The organism is Bacillus sp. FSL K6-6540, from assembly GCF_038007545.1.
Genome location: NZ_JBBOXH010000001.1, coordinates 1851809 through 1870118, shown reverse-complemented (window position 1 = coordinate 1870118; position 18310 = coordinate 1851809). Strand labels below are relative to the sequence as shown.

At 51.3% G+C, this 18310-nt stretch carries 21 protein-coding genes; 7 read left to right on the top strand and 14 right to left on the bottom strand.

From position 1 onward, the window contains the following. Nucleotides 1-9 precede the first annotated feature (9 nt). A complete protein-coding gene (locus MHH82_RS08105; protein ID WP_340964981.1) occupies nucleotides 10-282 on the bottom strand; it encodes an AbrB/MazE/SpoVT family DNA-binding domain-containing protein in 273 nt (90 codons plus the stop codon). Between the two features lie 77 nt (nucleotides 283-359). Then, on the bottom strand, nucleotides 360-500 hold the full coding sequence (locus MHH82_RS08100) for a hypothetical protein (RefSeq protein WP_340964980.1): 141 nt from the start codon (nucleotides 498-500) through the stop codon (nucleotides 360-362). 123 nt (nucleotides 501-623) lie between these two features. Here MHH82_RS08100 and MHH82_RS08095 point away from each other — a divergent pair, with 123 nt between their 5' ends. Then, the gene (locus tag MHH82_RS08095; protein WP_340964977.1) at nucleotides 624-1073 is read left to right on the top strand and encodes a hypothetical protein; all 450 of its coding nucleotides are present in this window, start codon (nucleotides 624-626) and stop codon (nucleotides 1071-1073) included. Between the two features lie 49 nt (nucleotides 1074-1122). Here the strand turns inward: MHH82_RS08095 and MHH82_RS08090 are convergent, their stop codons facing one another. The 3 genes from MHH82_RS08090 to MHH82_RS08080 form a co-directional block, all read right to left on the bottom strand. After that, nucleotides 1123-1386 (bottom strand): hypothetical protein, encoded by a 264-nt coding sequence (locus MHH82_RS08090; protein ID WP_340964974.1) that lies wholly within the window; start codon nucleotides 1384-1386, stop codon nucleotides 1123-1125. Further along, nucleotides 1358-1627 carry a helix-turn-helix domain-containing protein gene (locus tag MHH82_RS08085; RefSeq protein ID WP_340964971.1) on the bottom strand — a complete coding sequence of 90 codons (270 nt, stop codon included), beginning with the start codon at nucleotides 1625-1627 and terminating at the stop codon, nucleotides 1358-1360. Before MHH82_RS08085 ends, MHH82_RS08090 begins: the two co-directional genes overlap by 29 nt. Nucleotides 1628-1745: 118 nt before the next feature. Further along, complete coding sequence (locus tag MHH82_RS08080) at nucleotides 1746-1946, bottom strand: helix-turn-helix transcriptional regulator (protein WP_340964969.1); 201 nt, start codon at nucleotides 1944-1946, stop codon at nucleotides 1746-1748. Nucleotides 1947-2047: 101 nt separating this feature from the next. Here MHH82_RS08080 and MHH82_RS08075 point away from each other — a divergent pair, with 101 nt between their 5' ends. The 3 genes from MHH82_RS08075 (at nucleotide 2048) to MHH82_RS08065 (ending at nucleotide 4201) form a co-directional block, all read left to right on the top strand. Further along, nucleotides 2048-2473, top strand: a complete 426-nt coding sequence (locus MHH82_RS08075) for a helix-turn-helix transcriptional regulator (protein ID WP_340964967.1) — start codon at nucleotides 2048-2050, stop codon at nucleotides 2471-2473. Nucleotides 2474-2491: 18 nt separating this feature from the next. Continuing rightward, a complete protein-coding gene (locus MHH82_RS08070; protein ID WP_340964965.1) occupies nucleotides 2492-2902 on the top strand; it encodes an ImmA/IrrE family metallo-endopeptidase in 411 nt (136 codons plus the stop codon). A gap of 81 nt (nucleotides 2903-2983) precedes the next feature. Then, nucleotides 2984-4201 carry a tyrosine-type recombinase/integrase gene (locus tag MHH82_RS08065; RefSeq protein ID WP_340964962.1) on the top strand — a complete coding sequence of 406 codons (1218 nt, stop codon included), beginning with the start codon at nucleotides 2984-2986 and terminating at the stop codon, nucleotides 4199-4201. Nucleotides 4202-4280: 79 nt separating this feature from the next. On the opposite strand, the gene cymR is transcribed toward MHH82_RS08065, so the two are convergent. Then, nucleotides 4281-4700 (bottom strand): cysteine metabolism transcriptional regulator CymR, encoded by a 420-nt coding sequence (gene cymR / locus MHH82_RS08060; protein ID WP_015734056.1) that lies wholly within the window; start codon nucleotides 4698-4700, stop codon nucleotides 4281-4283. A gap of 299 nt (nucleotides 4701-4999) precedes the next feature. On the opposite strand from cymR, the gene mnmA reads away from it, so the two are divergent. Continuing rightward, nucleotides 5000-6109: a tRNA 2-thiouridine(34) synthase MnmA gene (mnmA, locus tag MHH82_RS08055; protein WP_340964958.1), complete on the top strand. Its 1110-nt coding sequence runs from the start codon at nucleotides 5000-5002 to the stop codon at nucleotides 6107-6109. Between the two features lie 75 nt (nucleotides 6110-6184). On the opposite strand, the gene nrdG is transcribed toward mnmA, so the two are convergent. The 4 genes from nrdG to MHH82_RS08035 form a co-directional block, all read right to left on the bottom strand. Then, entirely contained in the window at nucleotides 6185-6688 is a 504-nt protein-coding gene (gene nrdG, locus MHH82_RS08050; protein WP_036666269.1) for an anaerobic ribonucleoside-triphosphate reductase activating protein, read from the bottom strand. Beyond that, nucleotides 6685-8919 (bottom strand): anaerobic ribonucleoside triphosphate reductase, encoded by a 2235-nt coding sequence (locus MHH82_RS08045; protein WP_340964953.1) that lies wholly within the window; start codon nucleotides 8917-8919, stop codon nucleotides 6685-6687. Before MHH82_RS08045 ends, nrdG begins: the two co-directional genes overlap by 4 nt. A gap of 233 nt (nucleotides 8920-9152) precedes the next feature. Next, on the bottom strand, nucleotides 9153-9692 hold the full coding sequence (locus MHH82_RS08040) for a PCYCGC domain-containing protein (RefSeq protein ID WP_015734052.1): 540 nt from the start codon (nucleotides 9690-9692) through the stop codon (nucleotides 9153-9155). A 57-nt stretch (nucleotides 9693-9749) separates the two neighbouring features. Beyond that, nucleotides 9750-11057 carry a replication-associated recombination protein A gene (locus MHH82_RS08035; RefSeq protein WP_015734051.1) on the bottom strand — a complete coding sequence of 436 codons (1308 nt, stop codon included), beginning with the start codon at nucleotides 11055-11057 and terminating at the stop codon, nucleotides 9750-9752. A gap of 240 nt (nucleotides 11058-11297) precedes the next feature. Between MHH82_RS08035 and MHH82_RS08030 the strand changes: the two genes are divergently transcribed. Beyond that, nucleotides 11298-11579, top strand: a complete 282-nt coding sequence (locus tag MHH82_RS08030) for a hypothetical protein (protein ID WP_015734050.1) — start codon at nucleotides 11298-11300, stop codon at nucleotides 11577-11579. 42 nt (nucleotides 11580-11621) lie between these two features. Then, on the top strand, nucleotides 11622-11750 hold the full coding sequence (locus MHH82_RS08025; protein ID WP_260871268.1) for a hypothetical protein: 129 nt from the start codon (nucleotides 11622-11624) through the stop codon (nucleotides 11748-11750). Between the two features lie 131 nt (nucleotides 11751-11881). On the opposite strand, the gene MHH82_RS08020 is transcribed toward MHH82_RS08025, so the two are convergent. The 4 genes from MHH82_RS08020 to hisS form a co-directional block, all read right to left on the bottom strand. Further along, entirely contained in the window at nucleotides 11882-14059 is a 2178-nt protein-coding gene (locus MHH82_RS08020; RefSeq protein ID WP_015734049.1) for a HelD family protein, read from the bottom strand. 305 nt (nucleotides 14060-14364) lie between these two features. Further along, nucleotides 14365-15120, bottom strand: a complete 756-nt coding sequence (locus MHH82_RS08015; protein ID WP_009592791.1) for a tRNA threonylcarbamoyladenosine dehydratase — start codon at nucleotides 15118-15120, stop codon at nucleotides 14365-14367. A gap of 35 nt (nucleotides 15121-15155) precedes the next feature. Next, the gene (aspS, locus tag MHH82_RS08010; RefSeq protein ID WP_015734048.1) at nucleotides 15156-16934 is read right to left on the bottom strand and encodes an aspartate--tRNA ligase; all 1779 of its coding nucleotides are present in this window, start codon (nucleotides 16932-16934) and stop codon (nucleotides 15156-15158) included. A gap of 44 nt (nucleotides 16935-16978) precedes the next feature. Continuing rightward, nucleotides 16979-18232 (bottom strand): histidine--tRNA ligase, encoded by a 1254-nt coding sequence (hisS, locus tag MHH82_RS08005; protein ID WP_015734047.1) that lies wholly within the window; start codon nucleotides 18230-18232, stop codon nucleotides 16979-16981. Nucleotides 18233-18310: the final 78 nt, after the last annotated feature.

Here is an 18310-nt window from a genome sequence, read left to right as displayed (position 1 = left end):
GTATTTAAATTATTTGTTTTTTACTAATTGATCGTAGTGTTCAACAACCGACTTGATACAGCCTGTGCAAATCAACTTAGATTGGAAAGGCTTTAACTTTTCAGGGTCTGTCTCCCCGCAGATGAAGCAGCTAGGAGCATATTTCTTTAGGATGATCTTGTCACCCTCACTATAGATCTCCATAGGGCTCCCATCGGCGATGTCGAGTACCCGACGCAGCTCCTTTGGAACAACGACGCGGCCGAGGGAATCAAGATAACGAACTATTCCAGTAGCTTTCATATTGCTTCTCCTTCCAGCCAGTGATAAACTGGCTTTAATATGCTGATTGTTTTGCAGTTTGACGGGTCCTACGCCGTTCAAGCTGCATTTTTCTTTTTCAGCCTTGAAGCCAGGCTGATATATTGCCGGCGGTACACTTCCCGAAGCAGCGCCGACTTGGTTGTCTCGATCAGTTCCATCAGGTTTTTACAGCTGCGGATCCGTAAACTCGTGTTCACCTTCCTGTTTCACCTCCTTTCCAAATCTGCGGCATTTCTTAAAGTCCATCTGATAGGACTTCTGCCTCCCTTTGTCGAATAATGGAATATGTCAGAATATTTATTAATTGGGAGGGTTACTAAGTGTCTGAAAAAAAAGACTCAAAGTTAATTAACAGCCGGTTGGATCTAAAAGCTTTAACTATTCATTCACTAAATTCAGCGTTTAACGTTCTGAATGAAAATTCTATTGAAGGAATTGAAATTACAGATAAAACTGAACTAGTTCTATTGACAAATTTCGGTTATGTCACAGGGGAAGTAGTCGACATAGAAAAAGCGTCAGACAGTAGCACAGCTACGAATGATTTCAAAAAGTTCATGTTTGCCTCAACTGTTGTAAATCGAAATTTAGCTATTGCAGATTTTGAAGAAAAGGGTGTCTCCAACCTGATAAGCGACTCTTCTTTGGTTTATTTAAGAAACGCTAAAGTTACACCTTTTGCTGACCCTACTAATTCTTTTACTTTTGGAGATCTTTTGTTATTTACCGATCAGGTTGTTGGAATTAGCGGTAAGGGAAGTCAGGAGTAATTCACTTAGTTTCTGTACATCAACTTTTTCTGAGATGTTAATTTTCACGTTAGAAGTCACTGTTACCGCAGTGGCTTTTTTCGTTTTCATTTCCTCTTTTACAATTTCGCGCACTCGTTGTTCGCCCATTTCCATTCTCCCTTCCTGCGATAATGGTTACGGCGCCGATCTTCTCGACCAGACATTTCCCCGAGCAAACCAGCTCATGGCCGATCTTCGTCACTGGCTGTCCAAAGTGGATCTCCTTGCCGCATAACTCATTAGCGCAGTAGTCGATAACCTCATCAGCGACCATATCCGTGACTTTGCTCATCGCCTAGGCCTCCTTCCCTGTATTCTGATAAAGAAAGACTCTCCTGGTATTCAAGCAGCCAGCTTCGCTTAATTCTCCAGCGAATACCCTCTTTGTAGGCTTTCAGTTTTCCTTCCTTAATGCGGTTGATGACGGTGTATTTACTGACATTGAGGTAGGCAGCAGCGTCTAAAACATCAAGTGTCGGTTTGAGCTCTTCAGCCAAGTGCACGAATGTCCGCTTAGCAATCTTACTTGGCATAATAATCACCTCTTCATGAATCGTATTTTAAATACGGTTTTTCCTCAAAAAAAAATTCACTGGATTAATTGACACCCTAATTAAAATACGGTATTATACAATTGTCGTATTGATAATACTATTTATTCAAATCAGGGAACAATCTTTCGGGAGAGTCTTTATAGAGTTGGCAAATCTTGAACATTAACTTTAGGCTTGGGTTTACACGGCCATATTCAAGACTACGAACATGTTCAACATGCACTCCTAAAGACTCAGCGGCTTCGATTTGAGTTAGGCCAAGGGCTTGCCTAGCTTCCTTAAGTGCCGCCCTTTTCATGTGCATCACCTCCGATATGACCCTAGTATAAATCGTATTTTTAATACAGTCAACAGTTATTTGTATTTTAAATACACTTTTTTTTGAGGGGAATGACTTTGATGTCGATGGGGTTTAGGATAAAAACCTTACGCAAGAAGGCCAAACTTACGCAAAAGCAGGTTGCAGATCAACTCGGAATGGGAAGTTCTAACTTCGGGCATATCGAAAACGACAGGGTAACGCCTTCAAGTTCTGATTTGCAAAAAATTGCGGACATACTTAATACGACTACTGACTATTTATTAGGTCGCACTCCAGATGATGGACAACCTTATTACAAGTTGAACGAAAAAGACGAGCACGACATAGCCAAAGAGCTGGAGCGTATGATGGAGCAGCTCAGCAGTGATTCATCACTAGCTTTTTTGGGGGAGCCAATGGACGAAGAGGATCGGGAGTTACTGCGCATATCTTTGGAGAATACGTTGCGAATGTCTAAGGAAATGGCCAAGAAGAAATTCACACCAAAAAAATATCGAAAATAACCTTCCGGGGGATGTCCAATGGAAATTTTACTTTCTAAGAGACTTGTTAGCGCCCACGGGACCAATAATCCATCGAGAATAGCAGCCGAGAAAAACATAACGGTTCTGTATGAAGATTTAGGAAAAAACACTTGGGGTTACTACACATTCATAAAGAGAATCCCATGTATCCACGTGAACAATCGCTTGGAAGGATTCACAGCGTCTTTCGCACTGGCCCACGAACTTGGACACCATCTTCTTCATCCAGGACTTAATACTCCATTCTTAAGAAAGAGCACTTTGTTTTCAGTGGACAAGATTGAACGAGAAGCTAACCGGTTCGCACTTCATCTCTTGCTTGGCGACAATGCACCAGAGCACGGCGAAATCTGCGGACACTTCTTGTTACGCTGTGGTATACCAGAGGAATTTCATACTTTCTACTAACCTTTGCGCTTTCCGGCCGCAAGGCTGTTTCAATATATCTATTAACCGAACACATGTTCTTATAACGAAAGGAGGAGCACAGTGGCAAAGAAGAAGAAAGACGACAGCTTACCAAAAAACGTCCGCGAGAAAGACGGGAAATACACGTACCGTTACCGGGTCCCAACCACTAAGTTTATAAACGGTAAGGAGACAAAAACAACTAAGCAAATGGAGTCGCCTCGTTTTGAAACTGTTCAAGAAGCTGTTGATTTCGGCATTCTTATTCAGGCTCGAAAAATTCAAAAAACGCTGATATACGAAGCGAATTTGACCGTAAATGCTTGGAGCAAAGTATGGTTGAAGGAGTACATCATCGAGCGGGAACCGAGAAAAAAGACTATAAAAAATAGAAAATTTGCTTTAGGCGTAATTCTCGAAAACTTCGGAGCCTTCATGCTTCGGGACGTAACTATGAGTGAGTACCAATCTTTTTTGTATAAGCTCAAAGAAGAAAACAGAAAACGAAATACAATCATCACCATTCACACTGTTGCAAGTCTTATGTTCACGCATGCCAAACGGAACAAATTAATTACAGAGGATCCTACCGCTGACGCAGTGATTCCGAAGGAAAAAAAGGCTCCTCGAAAAATTGGAGAAAAAAGACAGGTCCTTCCAAAGTTCTTAGAGAAGAACCAGTTAAAAAAATTCTTAGAAGTAGCCCGATTTATGCTTACTCCGAATTTATGGGCGTTGTTCCTGGTGTTAGCCTATACCGGGCTTCGTATTAGCGAAGCAGCAGGGTTACAGTGGGAGGATATCGATGCCGAGCGCCGTACAATCGATGTGAATAAGCAGCTCGAAGGAGACAACGTCCGAGAATACTCATTCGGACCGACCAAGAATGATCAGAGCGAGCGATTGGTAAGTTACGGGGATACCGTTGCCAAAGCCCTTGAAGTTTTAAGAAGCTGGCAACGAACGGAGAAACTATCTGCAAAAGAGTTTAATCCAAATGATAATTTTGTTTTCTGGAGTAGTGAGTTTCCAGGATATCCGATCCCAATCACCACAATACCTAAGATAATGCGTCGCGTACTAAAAGAAGCTGATCTGCCGACCAGCCTCACACCTCATAGTTTAAGACATACTCACGTCTCATTGCTGGCATCCAATCCAAAAGTAAGCCTCCCGGAGATCCAAGCAAGAATAGGACATAAAGGCAACTCAAAAACCACAACACTTATTTATCTGCACGTCACCCAAAATCGCCAGCTAACAATTGCGGACGATTTTGAATGGGCCATTAATAACTAAGGTCTGTGGGTAACTTGTGGGTAACGTTTTTTCTCAACAACTCCCAATCCCTATGAATACTCGGGATTTCTAATCCCTGTCAAATATAAAACATATAGTTGTCTGCAGCAGACTGTTCATGGTAATTGATCAGGTAGTCCAGCGTCGTGGAATCCAGCACTTCAGCGATGCTGTCGCGGATCCGGAGCCAGAGGTCACGCTTCGCCGGATCGTCCTCTTCCGTAAAATCGACGGGCGAGATCGGCCCTTCCAGCACGCGGATGACGTCCCCTGCTGTGATGGATGCCGGGTCCCGGGAAAGGATGTATCCGCCGTATGCACCGCGGATGCTCTTTACCAAGCCCGCATTCCGCAGCGGCGCGATCAGCTGCTCAAGATAATGTTCCGACAGCTGGTTCTTCTCGGCTATGCTCTTCAGCGAAGTCGGCCCTTCGCCGAACTTGGCGGCCAGCTCCATCATAATCGTTAATCCGTATCTTCCTTTTGTTGATATCTTCAAAGGTGACACCTCTTTCGGTAATTTGTATATTATGTCCATCCTGTACATGAGTTGTAGGTGGCGGGCGAGCGATAAATACGTCGTAATCCATGAGTAAAGCAGCTTATCCTGTATTTTTCTCCGTATTCCGATCATTACCCTCAGCTTATCGTAACATATCCTGGACCCCAATGGGTAATATTCCAGCTGGAAACTCGAAAAATGTTCACCCTGAGTGGACAAAATGAAGCGTGTGAACCTTGTTCCAATATGTTAAAATACCTCCATGGGCACAATTCAATATGAAAATGGTGATAACGATGTCAAAAGAAAAACATAACACTCGTATCGTTGTCGGCATGTCGGGAGGAGTCGACTCCTCCGTAACAGCGCTCCTGCTCAAACAGCAGGGCTATGAAGTGATCGGCATCTTTATGAAAAACTGGGATGATACCGATGAGCTTGGCTACTGCACAGCCGAAGCGGACGCTGAAGACGTGCGCCGCGTGTGCGAGCAGCTCGACATTCCCTACTATACCGTCAATTTCGAGAAGGAATACTTCGATAAAGTATTTTCCTATTTCCTCGATGAATATAAAGCCGGGAGAACGCCGAACCCCGATGTCATGTGCAACCGCGAGATCAAATTCGGCGAATTTCTGAACAAGGCCATGGACTTGGGAGCCGACTACGTCGCTACCGGCCATTACGCCCGCGTCATCGAGGAGGACGGACAGTACCGGCTGCTGCGGGGTGTGGACAGCAACAAAGACCAAACCTACTTCCTCAATGCGCTGAGCCAAGAGCAGCTTGCCAAGGCGATGTTCCCGATCGGGCATCTGCCGAAACCGGAAGTCCGCCGACTAGCTGAGGAGGCCGGGCTGTATACTGCCAAGAAAAAAGACAGCACCGGCGTTTGCTTCATCGGCGAGCGGAATTTCAAGGAGTTCCTTGGACAATACCTTCCCGCCCAATCCGGCGATATGGTGGACATTGTCACCGGTGAAGTAAAGGGCCGCCATGACGGCTTGATGTACTACACGCTGGGGCAACGCCAAGGCCTCGGGATCGGCGGATCCGGCTCCGGGGAGCCTTGGTTCGTAGCCGACAAAGATTTGACCAACAATATTTTGTACGTAGTTCAAGGCGATCATCCGAGCTTATATTCGACCGGACTCGTTGCCTCCGGAATAAATTGGATTGCAGGACAAGACGCTATGCCCAAAGACGCCTACACCTGCACCGCCAAATTCCGCTACCGTCAGCCGGACCAGGAAGTAACCATAACCCCGCGCGAAGACGGAACCGTTCATGTCGCGTTTGCGAACCCGCAAAAAGCGATCACGCCGGGACAAGCCGTCGTCTTCTATCAAGGGGACGAATGCCTTGGCGGGGGAACGATCGAAACGGCGGATAAAGTTCCTTATTAATCCGCTGAATGATACGCGAAGAGCACACACTTGATACGGAATGTTCCGTAAAGCGTGTGCTCTTTTTTTTGCGTGCTAGCGAAGAATATACTCCACGGCAATTCCCTGCTCCATGCTGGCGGCTACATCGATGAAACGCTGATTCGAGCTGCCCCTGAAAGGAAGCGAGACATCCCTGCGCTCCAACTCGAATTTGCCGTCAACGATGACGTCGCACAGCAGGGCCAATTCGCGCAGCTTCGGCTGCCTCATCAGCGCTTCGAAGGTGAACCCTGTGTAGGCCCATACGTTTTTTGCGGGACAGAGGGTCCTGAGCCTGCGTACGAATGCCGCACATTCTTCCGGGGAGAAGAAGGGGTCTCCACCGCATAAGGTCACGCCATCCAGCAAAGGATTGTCCAGGATATCCTGCAGTATCGCCGCTGACATTTCTTCGGTAAAGGGCTCCCCCGCTTCAAAGTCCCAGGAATCCGTATTAAAACATCCGGCGCAGGCATGGCGGCAGCCGCTCACGAATAGAACCGCACGAAGTCCGGGGCCTTCATTGATGCTCTCGGGGATGTATCCGCACACATTCACAAATGCTTCACCCGATCCCGAACCTCGGCCTGCTTGGCCGAATTGAAGCGCTCCGTATAATTGCCCGTTAAATATCCCGTTACCCTCCGCAGCCGCTGGAAGTTTCCATTCGCCTCCAAGGCGCCGCATCCAGGGCACGCACTTCCGATAATGCCTTCGTAGTTGCATGCCGGGCACCGGTCGACGGGATGGTTAACGGAGAAATATCCGATGTTCTGCTGCAGGGCAAACTGCACGATGTCCCGGAAAGCAGCCGTATTCTGCCTTGCGTTGCCGTCCAGCTCCACATACGAAATCGCTCCGGCGTTGCACAGCTCATGAAAAGGAGCTTCGGAACGGATTTTGCGGTAGGCGGCCATCGGATAGTACACGGGTATATGAAAAGAGTTCGTGTAATATTCGCGGTCAGTCACTCCCTCGATCACCCCGAAGGTCTGCCGGTCGAGCTTCGTGAATTTCCCGGATAACCCTTCTGCCGGCGTGGCAAACAGCGTAATGTTCAGGTCGTATTTTTCACTGGCCGCATCGCAGAATTGACGCATATGTCGGATGATTTCGATTCCCAGCCTGCGGCTGCTTTCGTCCTCTCCGTGATGCAGTCCGGTCAACGCCTTCAGGCATTCTGCAAGCCCAATGAATCCAAGTGCCAGAGTGCCGTGCTTAATCAGTTCGCGTACCTTGTCCTCCGGGGCCAGGTCTTCGCCGCCTTCCCACACGCCTTCCCGCATCATAAAATCGGACGCTTTCGCCGGTTGGTCCGCCTGCAGCTCGTAGCGGTGAATCAAACCCTCTACCGCAATCGTCATATACTGATTCAGCTGCTCGTAGAAAAGGCTCAGGTCGGGCATATCCCGCTTGCCTTCGATGATGCCATGCTCGATGCCGAGGCGAACCAGATTGATCGTATTAAAGGACAAGTTGCCTTTTCCGCTTAGGCGGTTTCGCCCGAACCGGTCTGAAATCGTCCGTGTCCTGCAGCCCATGGTGGCAATAATCGTGTCTGGCTCGTCCGGCTTATAGTAGACTAGATTAAACGACGCATCCACGTTGACAAAGTTCGGGTAGAGCCTGCGGCTGGAGCACTCAACGGCTTTCAGGAACAGATCGTAATTGGGCTCCCCTTCCGCCTGGTTGACCCCCTGCTTGCACTGGAAAATATGCTGCGGAAATATCGGCGTCTCTCCCCCGCCGAGCCCCTTCATTGTGGCATCCAGCAGGGCGTGGGACACCAGCCTTCCTTCGGTTGACGTGCACATGCCGTAATTCAACGAAGTGAAAGGAATTTGTCCGCCGGCCCGGCTGCTCATCGTATTCAAATTATGGATCAAGGATTCCGCGGCCTGCTTGGCTTCATTCACCGTTTCATTATAGGCATAATGGTATATTCGCGGATATGTGTCCTTCAGCTGCTCATTGTCTATGTATATTTCGTGATCCTCAAGAGCTCGTTCATACGGCCGATCCTCTCCCAGCCCCGCTTCTCCGAAGTAGGCCAGCCCTTTCCGAAAATGCCGGCGAAACGATTTGCCGACATAAGGGGCCAGATCCCAGTCGATTTTATTTCCGGACACGCCGCCGAATTGACTGTTCTGCTGGGATTGAAAGATGATGGCCACCAGCGCCATCGCGGTCATGATGCTTTGCGGCGGCCTGACCGATCCGTTACCGGTATTGAAGCCCTTGGCCAATAGACGGTCAAACGGGATGAAAATACAGTTCGTCGTTCCGAGTGCATACTGGTCCAGGTCGTGCACGTACACATAACCATCCCTGACGGCTCTCATGAGCTCTCCGGGCAGGATAAATTTGCTTGCCATCCATTTGGCGTACTCGGAGCCGATCCGACTCATTTTTCCACTGAAGGATTCCCCGTTCAGATTCGCGTTCTCCCGCAGCAGATCCAGATTCGTTACCCCAATCACATCCCTGCTGATCTTGTAGAGCTCTCCCCTCCGCATCCGCTCCAGGTCACGGGCTTCCCTGTAATGTTGATAAGCTGCGGCGGCCTCTGCATAACCTGTGCTTTGCAATTGTTCGACAACGATATCCTGAATTTCCTCCACACTCACCTGCTCCATCCCCGCGGTGGCGCGGGCAACCTCCTCGCCAAGCTGCAGGGAAGCCTCCTTGCGGGACACTCCCTCAACTGCTATAAAAGCTTTATCCACCGCCTTTACAATCCGGCTTATCTCAAAATTGACCAGGCATCCGTCTCTCTTCATGACTTTCATGAAATCGATCAACCCCTTCTTCTCAGATCATTAACACACTATATATAGTTTCGTTTAATCAATTTACATCCATATATAGTTTAACGCTGTGAGATAGATCACGCCTATTGATCCTATGAAGCGAATCAGCGATTCCTGATAACGTCCATAAAGGAGATGAATCCCAACAGAAAAAAGGCACTCGAGTGATCCATTGATCACATCGGGTACCTTCTTGTTTAGCCTCAGCAGGATTAACTTTCTGCAGGCGGCATCGGGGTTGGTGTCGGCTTAGCATAACCTGTGCTGTATTTCTCATCGATTGCGGTCCGAATCTCCGTCAGGCTCTTGCCCTCGCTGCTCATTTTGGCAGATTCCACGGCAATGTCCAGGCACACCCCGCAACGGGTGCCATGATCGTCCCATACCACGGTGCCGTCCTCCTGAATCTCATCGATAAAACAGTTCAGGTTGCTCTCATGACCGGCACTTTCCCCGCAGCCGCAGTAACAAGGAATGTATTTCAGGACATCACTCACCTGCGCGGACAAAGCATAAATCGTTTGGAGCTCGCTGGTCTGGCTCTTCAAAAAGGTCGGCAGCTCATCGATCGAAGACGTCGCCTCCTGGATATCCCCGTTGGACAACTGCGTCTGATGTCCGTGCTCATGCGCCGCCTCGGCTGCCTGTCCACCTGCGACCTGCTCCTGGGCGCTTTTTCCCGAACAGCCGCTCAGCATAAGGCCGGCGGACAGCAGCAGGATGACAAACCGTTGTTTCCCTGTTCTCATCATTCATTTCCTCCATTTAATTAAGCTAGCGGCCGTAAATCCCGTTATCGCCGTACGACCCTATTCTTCGCGTCGTAATCGCTGGTTGTGGGCGATCTTGGCTTCGTTCCCCTGCTCCGTGGCCTGATAGAACACCCGGCGGGAGAGCTCCTTCGGCAAATACTCCTGCTTCACGTAATGGCCCGGATAATCGTGCGGGTACTTGTAGCCGACATGTCCCAGCTTAACCGCCCCCGAGTAATGCGCATCGCGCAGATGCAGCGGAACCTCCGCCGATTTCACTTCATCCATGGCGGACATCGCGCGGGATATGGCGGATACAACGCCATCGGATTTCGGGCTCTCCACGGCGAACAGGATCGCCTGAGCGATGTTCAGCTTGGCTTCCGGCCAGCCGTTGTTCCGGTAGGCATCCAATGCGCTTACCGCCTGCACCATGGCTTGGGGATTGGCAAGCCCGATATCCTCGCTGCTGGCAGCAATCAGGCGGCGGATGAACACCATCGGGTCCATGCCGAGCTTTTCGACCGCATACAAAAACCAGAACAGCGCCGCATCGCTGGAGCCCCGAATGCTCTTGTGAAAGGCGGACAGCACATCGTACTGCGTGGACTCGTCCGCACGCACGGTAGGTCGGCGAATCGATTCCTCGGCCACCTCGAGCGTAATATGAACCGTACCGGTGGAATCCGGAGGCGTCGTCATCGCTGCCAGCTCCAGCGCATTGAGTGCACGCCGGATATCCCCGTTCGCCATGGCTGCAATGTGCTCCAGCGCTTCCTCATCTGCCTTGAGATCCATGAATCCAAGACCCTTGTCTTGATCGATCAGCGCGCGCCGCATCGCAATCATGGAATGGTCCTTGGTCAGCGGCTGAAGCTGAAACAAGGTGGAGCGGCTCATTAAAGCTCCGTTGACGTAATGAAAGGGGTTCTCGGTCGTCGCGCCGATAAATATGATCGTGCCGTTCTCCACGGCAGGCAGCAGCGCATCCTGTCTGGAGCTGTTGAACCGGTGCACCTCATCCAAAAACAGGATTGTTTTGGTGCCGTACAGGCTGCGGTTGCTCTGGGCTTGTTCAATGACTTCCCTAACGTCCTTGACCGTGGCTTCCACCGCGTTCAGCCGAACGAAATGCCCTTTCGTTTGCTGGGAAATGATATGCGCAAGCGTTGTTTTGCCGCAACCAGGCGGGCCGTACAATAAAATCGACGAAACCTGGTCCGCCTCTATGGCCCGCCGGAGCAGTTTGCCCGGTCCGATTATATGCTCTTGTCCTATATATTCATCCAGCGACGAAGGGCGCATCCGATCGGCCAGCAGCCGGGAATTCCGGTCCCCTTCACGCCCGATACTGAATAAATCCATGACAACACTTCCTTGTCTGATATCGGTGCAAAAATAAGTCGTTTCAATCCAATCCATCACGCTCTATCATATCATATTCGCATTCGCCGTGCCTGCGCTACGGTAAGTTCCTGTCCTACGCTTCAGTCGTCCCATGGTTCGGATATTGCAGCTTATTTTGATCATATCCAACTTTTATCGGACCGGGAGCGTTTCATATAATAGGGAAACATTAGAAAAACCTGATCTGGGGAGAATGTGATGACGACTCGCAAAAAATCCGTTCGCAAATTGTATAACGCGGTTATCCATATGACGTTCAGTATTTTGGGGCTCTATCTACATGTCAGTACCCATCATCTTTTACAAGAAACATTCGGCCCCGGATACCTCGACGATGAGAGACTCGCGATAAACCTGCTGTATGCCGTTCTTATCCTGCAGTTCCTGCTCGGCTTGTACGTCTTCATACGTTCAGCCATCATGCTTTACGAGTACAGGCAGGGAATCCGGAGTGAGGACGACGACGAGGTCTTGTTATGAAGCGTGTCGCTTAACCACTATGCACGAAGGGAGACTATGGAATTGAAACGAAAGCCTATGCGAAAAATGGCCCTCTTCATCCTTCTGGCCGCTGCCTGTTCCATCCTTGCTGTCTGGACTTTGATCCGGTTTATCGAAAATCTGGGCTCCTCCTACCAAATGCTTGGTTAAACCCCTAGCAAGCCCCTGCACAACAAAAAGTCCCGCAGAGGCTAACACATGCTGCCATGTGAATCCCTGCGGGACTTCCGATTCTCTCTATTGACATTCCGGGAACCGACAGCCGTTGCGCAATCGAACGATTACTCCGCTGGCCAACCGCTCGCCATGATCTCTGAAGTCTCTGCCATGATATACGAAGGCAGCGGCTCCCCATGCAGCAGCCACAGCTCATGCAGTGCACGCGTACAGCCTACATACATCAACTTGGCATCCCAAGCTTTCTCCGCGTAATGCGCCCGGTCCGCATCCGCCACCACAACGGCATCGAACTCAAGCCCTTTGGACAAGTACACGGGGAGCACGGAATACCCGCCCTGATACGTTCCTTTGCTGCCATCGATCAGATTCAGCATCGGCCAGGACGGGCTTAACTCCTCATGCAGCTCTTTCGCTTCCCGCAAGGTGCGGGTGAGAATGGCTACCGTCCGGTATTCCTTGGCAATGAGTGCACCCATGGCCCGCTCCAAATCCTTCCTTCTGGCGTTCGCGGCATCATAAGGAATGAGGCGAACGGCATCGCCGCTACGGAATACAGGCACGGCCAGCAGGTCGCTTTCGACCCCCTTCTCCAGTATCCCATTGGCAAATTCAATGATCTCCATCGTGGAACGGTAGCTGCGCGTCAGCGCAAAATAAGCCGTTTCCTCTTCCTTGAACAGGGAGCTCATTTCTTCCCACGCATGCACGCCGCGATACGCATGAATGCCCTGCGACAGATCGCCTAGTATGGTAAAGGAATGTCCTCTTACGAACAGATCCAGCACAGCCACCTGAAACGGAGAGAAATCCTGGGCTTCATCGATGACGATGTGGTCAAACCGCTGCTCTGAGGAAATATCGTTCAGCAAGCAGTGGAAATACAGCAGGGCAGGCAAATCCTCTTCCCGGACCACATTCTTCTTCAGATCTTTGCGCGTTGCGGCCAGTACCTCCGGCGGAATAAGAGCGGAGAGCTCTTCGACCCAGGAGCCAGCCGCCTTGACCGCTCCAAACAATTGCTTATATAGGGAAATCGGTTCAAATTTCGGCCAGCGATTGGCATAAGCCTTTTCTCGTTGTGCCGCTTTTTTCTTCCGTTCTTTCAGCACGGCCGCCGATGGCGATTTCTTCAGCTCCATTAAGGCCCAGCGATGCAATCTGGCGAGCAGCCGTTCCTTCCGTTTCGCCAGCGGATAGGGCTTATATTCCTGGTAAAACCATTCCGCCATCGTCTCCTGTTTCAGCACGGCTCCATCCCATGGAGAGAAATCCCCGTCCGGTAGGGCTGCGGCTTCGATGGACTCCACGCACCGCCGCACGATATCCATCAGCCTTAAGGAGCCTTTATAGCGCCCGCTCACATTATCGTCGATATCCGGCGTCCCTTGGCCCGGTTCCGTCTCGAACCACTGATGAAGCGTCTGCGCATGATCCTCCGAGGACAGCTGAATATCAAGCAGCTTCGCCGCCCAATCGCCAAAGGTCCGCTGCTGAATATCACCAACTCCGAGCTCGGGCAGCACATCGGATATGTAATCCAGGAACATGAGGTTTGGCGCGAATATGATCATTTTCTCGGCCGTTACCTGCTCCTTGTACTGGTAGAGCAAATAAGCCAGCCGATGCAGCGCCACCGTCGTTTTTCCGCTTCCCGCCACCCCTTGGATGATGAGGGCGGTGTTCTTGGCCGCCCGGATGATTTTATCCTGCTCCGCTTGGATCGTGGACACGATATCCCGCAGCCGGTTATCCTTGTTCTCACCGAGACGGTAGACCAAAAACTCATCGGATACGGCAGGTCCGCCGCTTTCCCGATTGTACGTGTCCGATACCCGCTCCAAAATTTGCTTGCGGATCACGACGTTTCGTTTTAAATACACAAGCCCCTCGATAATACCTTCGGGCGCTTCGAATGAAGCCGGATCGGTACCGCCCGTAAAGGAGTAGAATAGACTCGCGACCGGAGCCCGCCAATCAATCACCATCGGGTGATCACCAGCGTCCGCCTTGTCGAAGCCTATCTTCCCGATGTAGAGCGGTTTCTTCGCCCCCGTTCCGTTCTCTTGAAAATCCAGCCTTCCGAAATAAGGCTCCGGCAAGCTTTTGGCGAGGGCCTGCCGTTTCTCTTCCCGGCCTGCCTCGAGCACCTGCTCGGTAAAATCATGGCCCGTGTATACCGGAATACCGCGCAGCCGTTCAAGCTGACGGTCAATTTCAACGATAACCTCGTTTAGCCTTGACTCTTCTTCTTGATAGGCACTTTGAAAAGATTCTGACACTTTCAGTTACCTCCTAAGAACATATTTTTTCGTATCGAAGTCTGGCTTTAGGGCCGTGACACAAAAAGGAGTTCCATTGTAGCACAACTCGCCGGGATATACTAGCAAAGCGCTGTCACAGGAATTTTATTGTTTGGGTTTGCTGTTCGAATCGCTTGTCCACCGCAGCAAAAAACGCAGCGTCCATTGCTGGACACTGCGTTTGGTTAACCACGCTCAATTTTGCCGAAAGGCTGTTCTTTCTTTCTGCCTTCCTTTTGTCTATCGTTTTCTCGATCCGAGTTTAAATGTGTCCGGACACCCCGTTACAACGAGACGCCGCCTTTTTCGAGCAGCTCTTTCACCGTCACGCTGACCATGATCAGTCCCGCCACAGGCGGCACGAATGCATTGCTTGCCGGCGGCTGCTTCGCCTTCCGGATTTCCGGAGCATTCTCGGGCACGATTTTCTCCGTCACGTCCTGGCGGGGCTTCATCGGCTCTTCCAGAGAGAACACGACCTTGACCCCTTTCTTAATGCCGTCCTTGCGCAGCTTGGTGCGCACGATTCGGGCAATCGGATCCATGGAGGTTTTGGAGATGTCGGCCACCTGGAACTTCGTCGGGTCCATTTTGTTGGCCGCGCCCATGCTGGAGATGATCGGAATGCCCCGACGCAGGCACTCCTTGATTAAATGCACTTTATAAATAATCGTATCCGAGGCATCGATCACATAATCCAGCTCGTACTTAAACAGCTCTTCATACGTTTCTTCGGTGTAGAACATGTTCAGGGCGATCGCTTCACATTCCGGATTGATCAGTTTGACCCGATCGACCATCAAATCCGCTTTCTTCTGACCCACCGTTGTCGTTAACGCGTGGATCTGCCGATTGATGTTCGTGATGTCCACCACGTCTTTGTCGATCAGAATGATGCGGCCGACTCCGGTTCGGGCGAGGGCCTCCACCGCAATGGAACCCACGCCGCCGATACCCAGCACCGCCACGGTGCTGTTCTTCATCACTTCAAGGCCTTCGGGACCGATGGCTAATTCCGTTCGGGAAAATTGGTGCAGCATAATTCAAGCAACCTCCTTTATCAAGAACAACAGGCTTATTTTTTCTCGTCGCCCGGCTTCTTGGCGAGTTTGATATGCAGCTGCTCCAGCTGTCCTCCGTCCACCTGGGAAGGAGCGTCCATCAACAGATCCGTTGCGCTTGCCGTTTTCGGGAACGCAATCGTTTCACGCAGATTGGTGCGTCCGGCAAGCAGCATGACCAAACGGTCCAACCCGAAGGCGATTCCGCCGTGCGGAGGCGTGCCGTACTCAAAGGCGTCCATAAGATAGCCGAATTTGTCGTGCGCCACTTCCGGCGACATGCCTAGAGCCGCAAACATTTTCTCTTGGATCTCGCGTTTGTAAATCCGCATGGAACCGCCGCCTACTTCGTATCCATTCAGAACGATGTCGTAAGCCTCGGCGCGTACGGCAAGCGGATCCGTATCCATCAAACCCAGATCCTCGTCTTTTGGACGGGTGAACGGATGATGCTCGGCCACATAGCGCTTCGCCTCTTCGTCATAGCTGAACAGCGGGAAGTCCAGCACCCAAGCAAACTTGTATTCGTTGTCGTTGATCAGGCCAAGCTGGCGTCCGATTTTCAAACGGAGCGCGCCAAGCACGTCGGCAACCACTTTTTTGTTGTCGGCGGAGAACAGCAGCAGGTCTCCGTCTTCGGCTCCCGTGCGTTCTCTTACCGCTTCAATTTCCTGCTCGCTGAAGAATTTCACGATTGGCCCTTTGAATTCGCCCTCTTTCACTTGAATCCAGGCAAGACCCTTCGCTCCGTAACGGGCTGCATACGGTCCCAGATCGTCAATTTCCTTACGGGTCCAGGTGCCGCAGCCTTTAGCGTTCAAACACTTCACTTCGCCGCCTTTTTCAATGACGGAAGAGAATACTTTGACGCCGCTGCTTGCAACGATGTCGTTCATTTCGATCAGTTCCATGCCGAAGCGGAGATCCGGCTTATCGGAGCCGTATTTGCCCATGGCGTCGGCATAACTGATACGCTGGAACGGCGTCGCCAGCTCAACGCCGATGGTTTCCTTGAACAGCTTCACCATCAGCTGCTCCATCATGTTCAGCAGGTCTTCCCGATCCATGAAGGATGTCTCGATGTCGACCTGGGTAAACTCCGGCTGACGGTCGGCCCGCAAGTCTTCGTCACGGAAGCAGCGCGCAATTTGGTAGTAACGCTCAAGCCCGCTCACCATAAGGAGCTGCTTGTAGATTTGCGGGGATTGCGGAAGCGCAAAGAATTCGCCTGCGTGTACGCGGCTCGGCACGAGATAGTCGCGCGCGCCTTCCGGTGAGCTTTTGGTCAGAATTGGCGTCTCCACATCCACGAAGCCCTCATCATCGAGGAAGTCGCGGAATACTTTCGATGCTTTGGAGCGCAGCATCAGCGTTTTTTGCATCTCCGGACGGCGAAGGTCCAGATAACGATACTTCAGGCGGAGCTGCTCATCCACTTCCACGCCGTCTTCGATAAAGAACGGAGGCGTTTTGGCTGCGTTCAGCACTTCGATGCTGGTTACTTGTACTTCGATTTCGCCTGTCGGCAGGTTCGGGTTGAACGTTTCCGGATCACGCTTTACGACTTTCCCGGATACGGCCACCACGAATTCGCTGCGGACTTTATCGGCAACGGCCAATGCCTCGCCGGAGAAATCCGGGTTAAATACGATTTGCATGATGCCGCTGCGATCGCGCAGATCGATGAACAGCACGCCGCCCAAGTCGCGGCGGGTTTGTACCCATCCGTTCAGTGTTACAGTTTCTCCAATGTTCGCGGTTGTCAGGTGACCGCAATGATGCGTCCTTTTCATCGGTTATCATTCCCCTTTAGTATAATTAAGCCGCTTTACGGCGATTAAACAAATTCCTGTACCAGGCTATCCAGCCTCACGGTTCGCTGCTCGCCGGTCTCCATCGACTTCAATGCGATTTCGCCGCGTGCCAGCTCGTCGTCGCCCAGAATGGCGGTATAACGGGCTTGCAGACGATCGGCCGATTTCATCTGGGCTTTCATTTTCCGGCCGAGATAATCGCGTTCCGCGGACACGCCATTCCTGCGGAGTTCGTAGATCAATTTCGCCAATTCCCGCTCGGCGGCTTCACCCAGCGCCACCAGATAGACATCCAAAGGCTTCGAGGCCGACAGATTGACGCCTTGATGCTCCAGAATCAATTGGATACGCTCAAGGCCGATGCCGAACCCGATGCCCGGCTGATCCGGTCCGCCGATCTGGCCGACGAGACCGTTGAATCGTCCGCCGCCGCCTACCGTATCAATCGCGCCGATGCCCTGGGCCTTGAATTCGAAGGCGGTATGCGTGTAATAGTCCAATCCCCGAACCAGTCTTGGATTGATTTCATACTCGATGCCCATGGCGTCCAGGTACCCTTGGACTTTCTCGAAATGCGTGCTGCACTCCTCGTCCAGGCTCTCCAGGATCGAAGGCGCATCACCGAACTTCCCTTGGTCCTTCTTGCAATCCAGCACGCGAAGCGGGTTGCGTTCCATGCGCGACTGGCAGTCCGAGCAAAGGCTGTCTTTCATCGGTTCCAGGAAAGCAAGCAGCGCGCTGCGGTAAGCTGCCCTTACCTCGGGCGTTCCCACGGAGTTAATCTCTGCTTTTACCCCGTTCAGTCCAAGTTCCTTGTAGAAGCTGTACCCCAGCGCAATGACCTCGGCATCGATAGCCGGATCCGCGGTGCCGAACACCTCTACGCCGAACTGGTGGAACTGGCGGTATCGGCCCGCCTGCGGCCGCTCATAGCGGAACATGGGCCCCAAATAGTACAGCTTCGTGACATCGGGCTCTCCATACAGCTTGTTTTGCACGTAAGCCCGAACGACGCCTGCCGTCCCTTCCGGACGAAGAGTCATGCTGCGATCCCCTTTGTCCTTGAACGTGTACATTTCCTTCTCTACGATATCCGTCGTTTCGCCGACCCCGCGTTCGAACAATTCGGTCTGTTCGAAGATCGGTGTGCGAATTTCGCGGTAGTTGTACCTCCGGCATAGATCCCGTGCCTTCTCCTCGATAAACTGCCATTTCTCGACGGCTCCTGGCAGGATGTCCTGCGTGCCTGTCGGTTTCTCGAATTTCTCGTTTGCCATCTTCATCCCTCCGCGTCCTATGACATACTCACCTTTTGAACATGTCCCTTGCCTAGATCTGTTTAACTATGGAAAAAC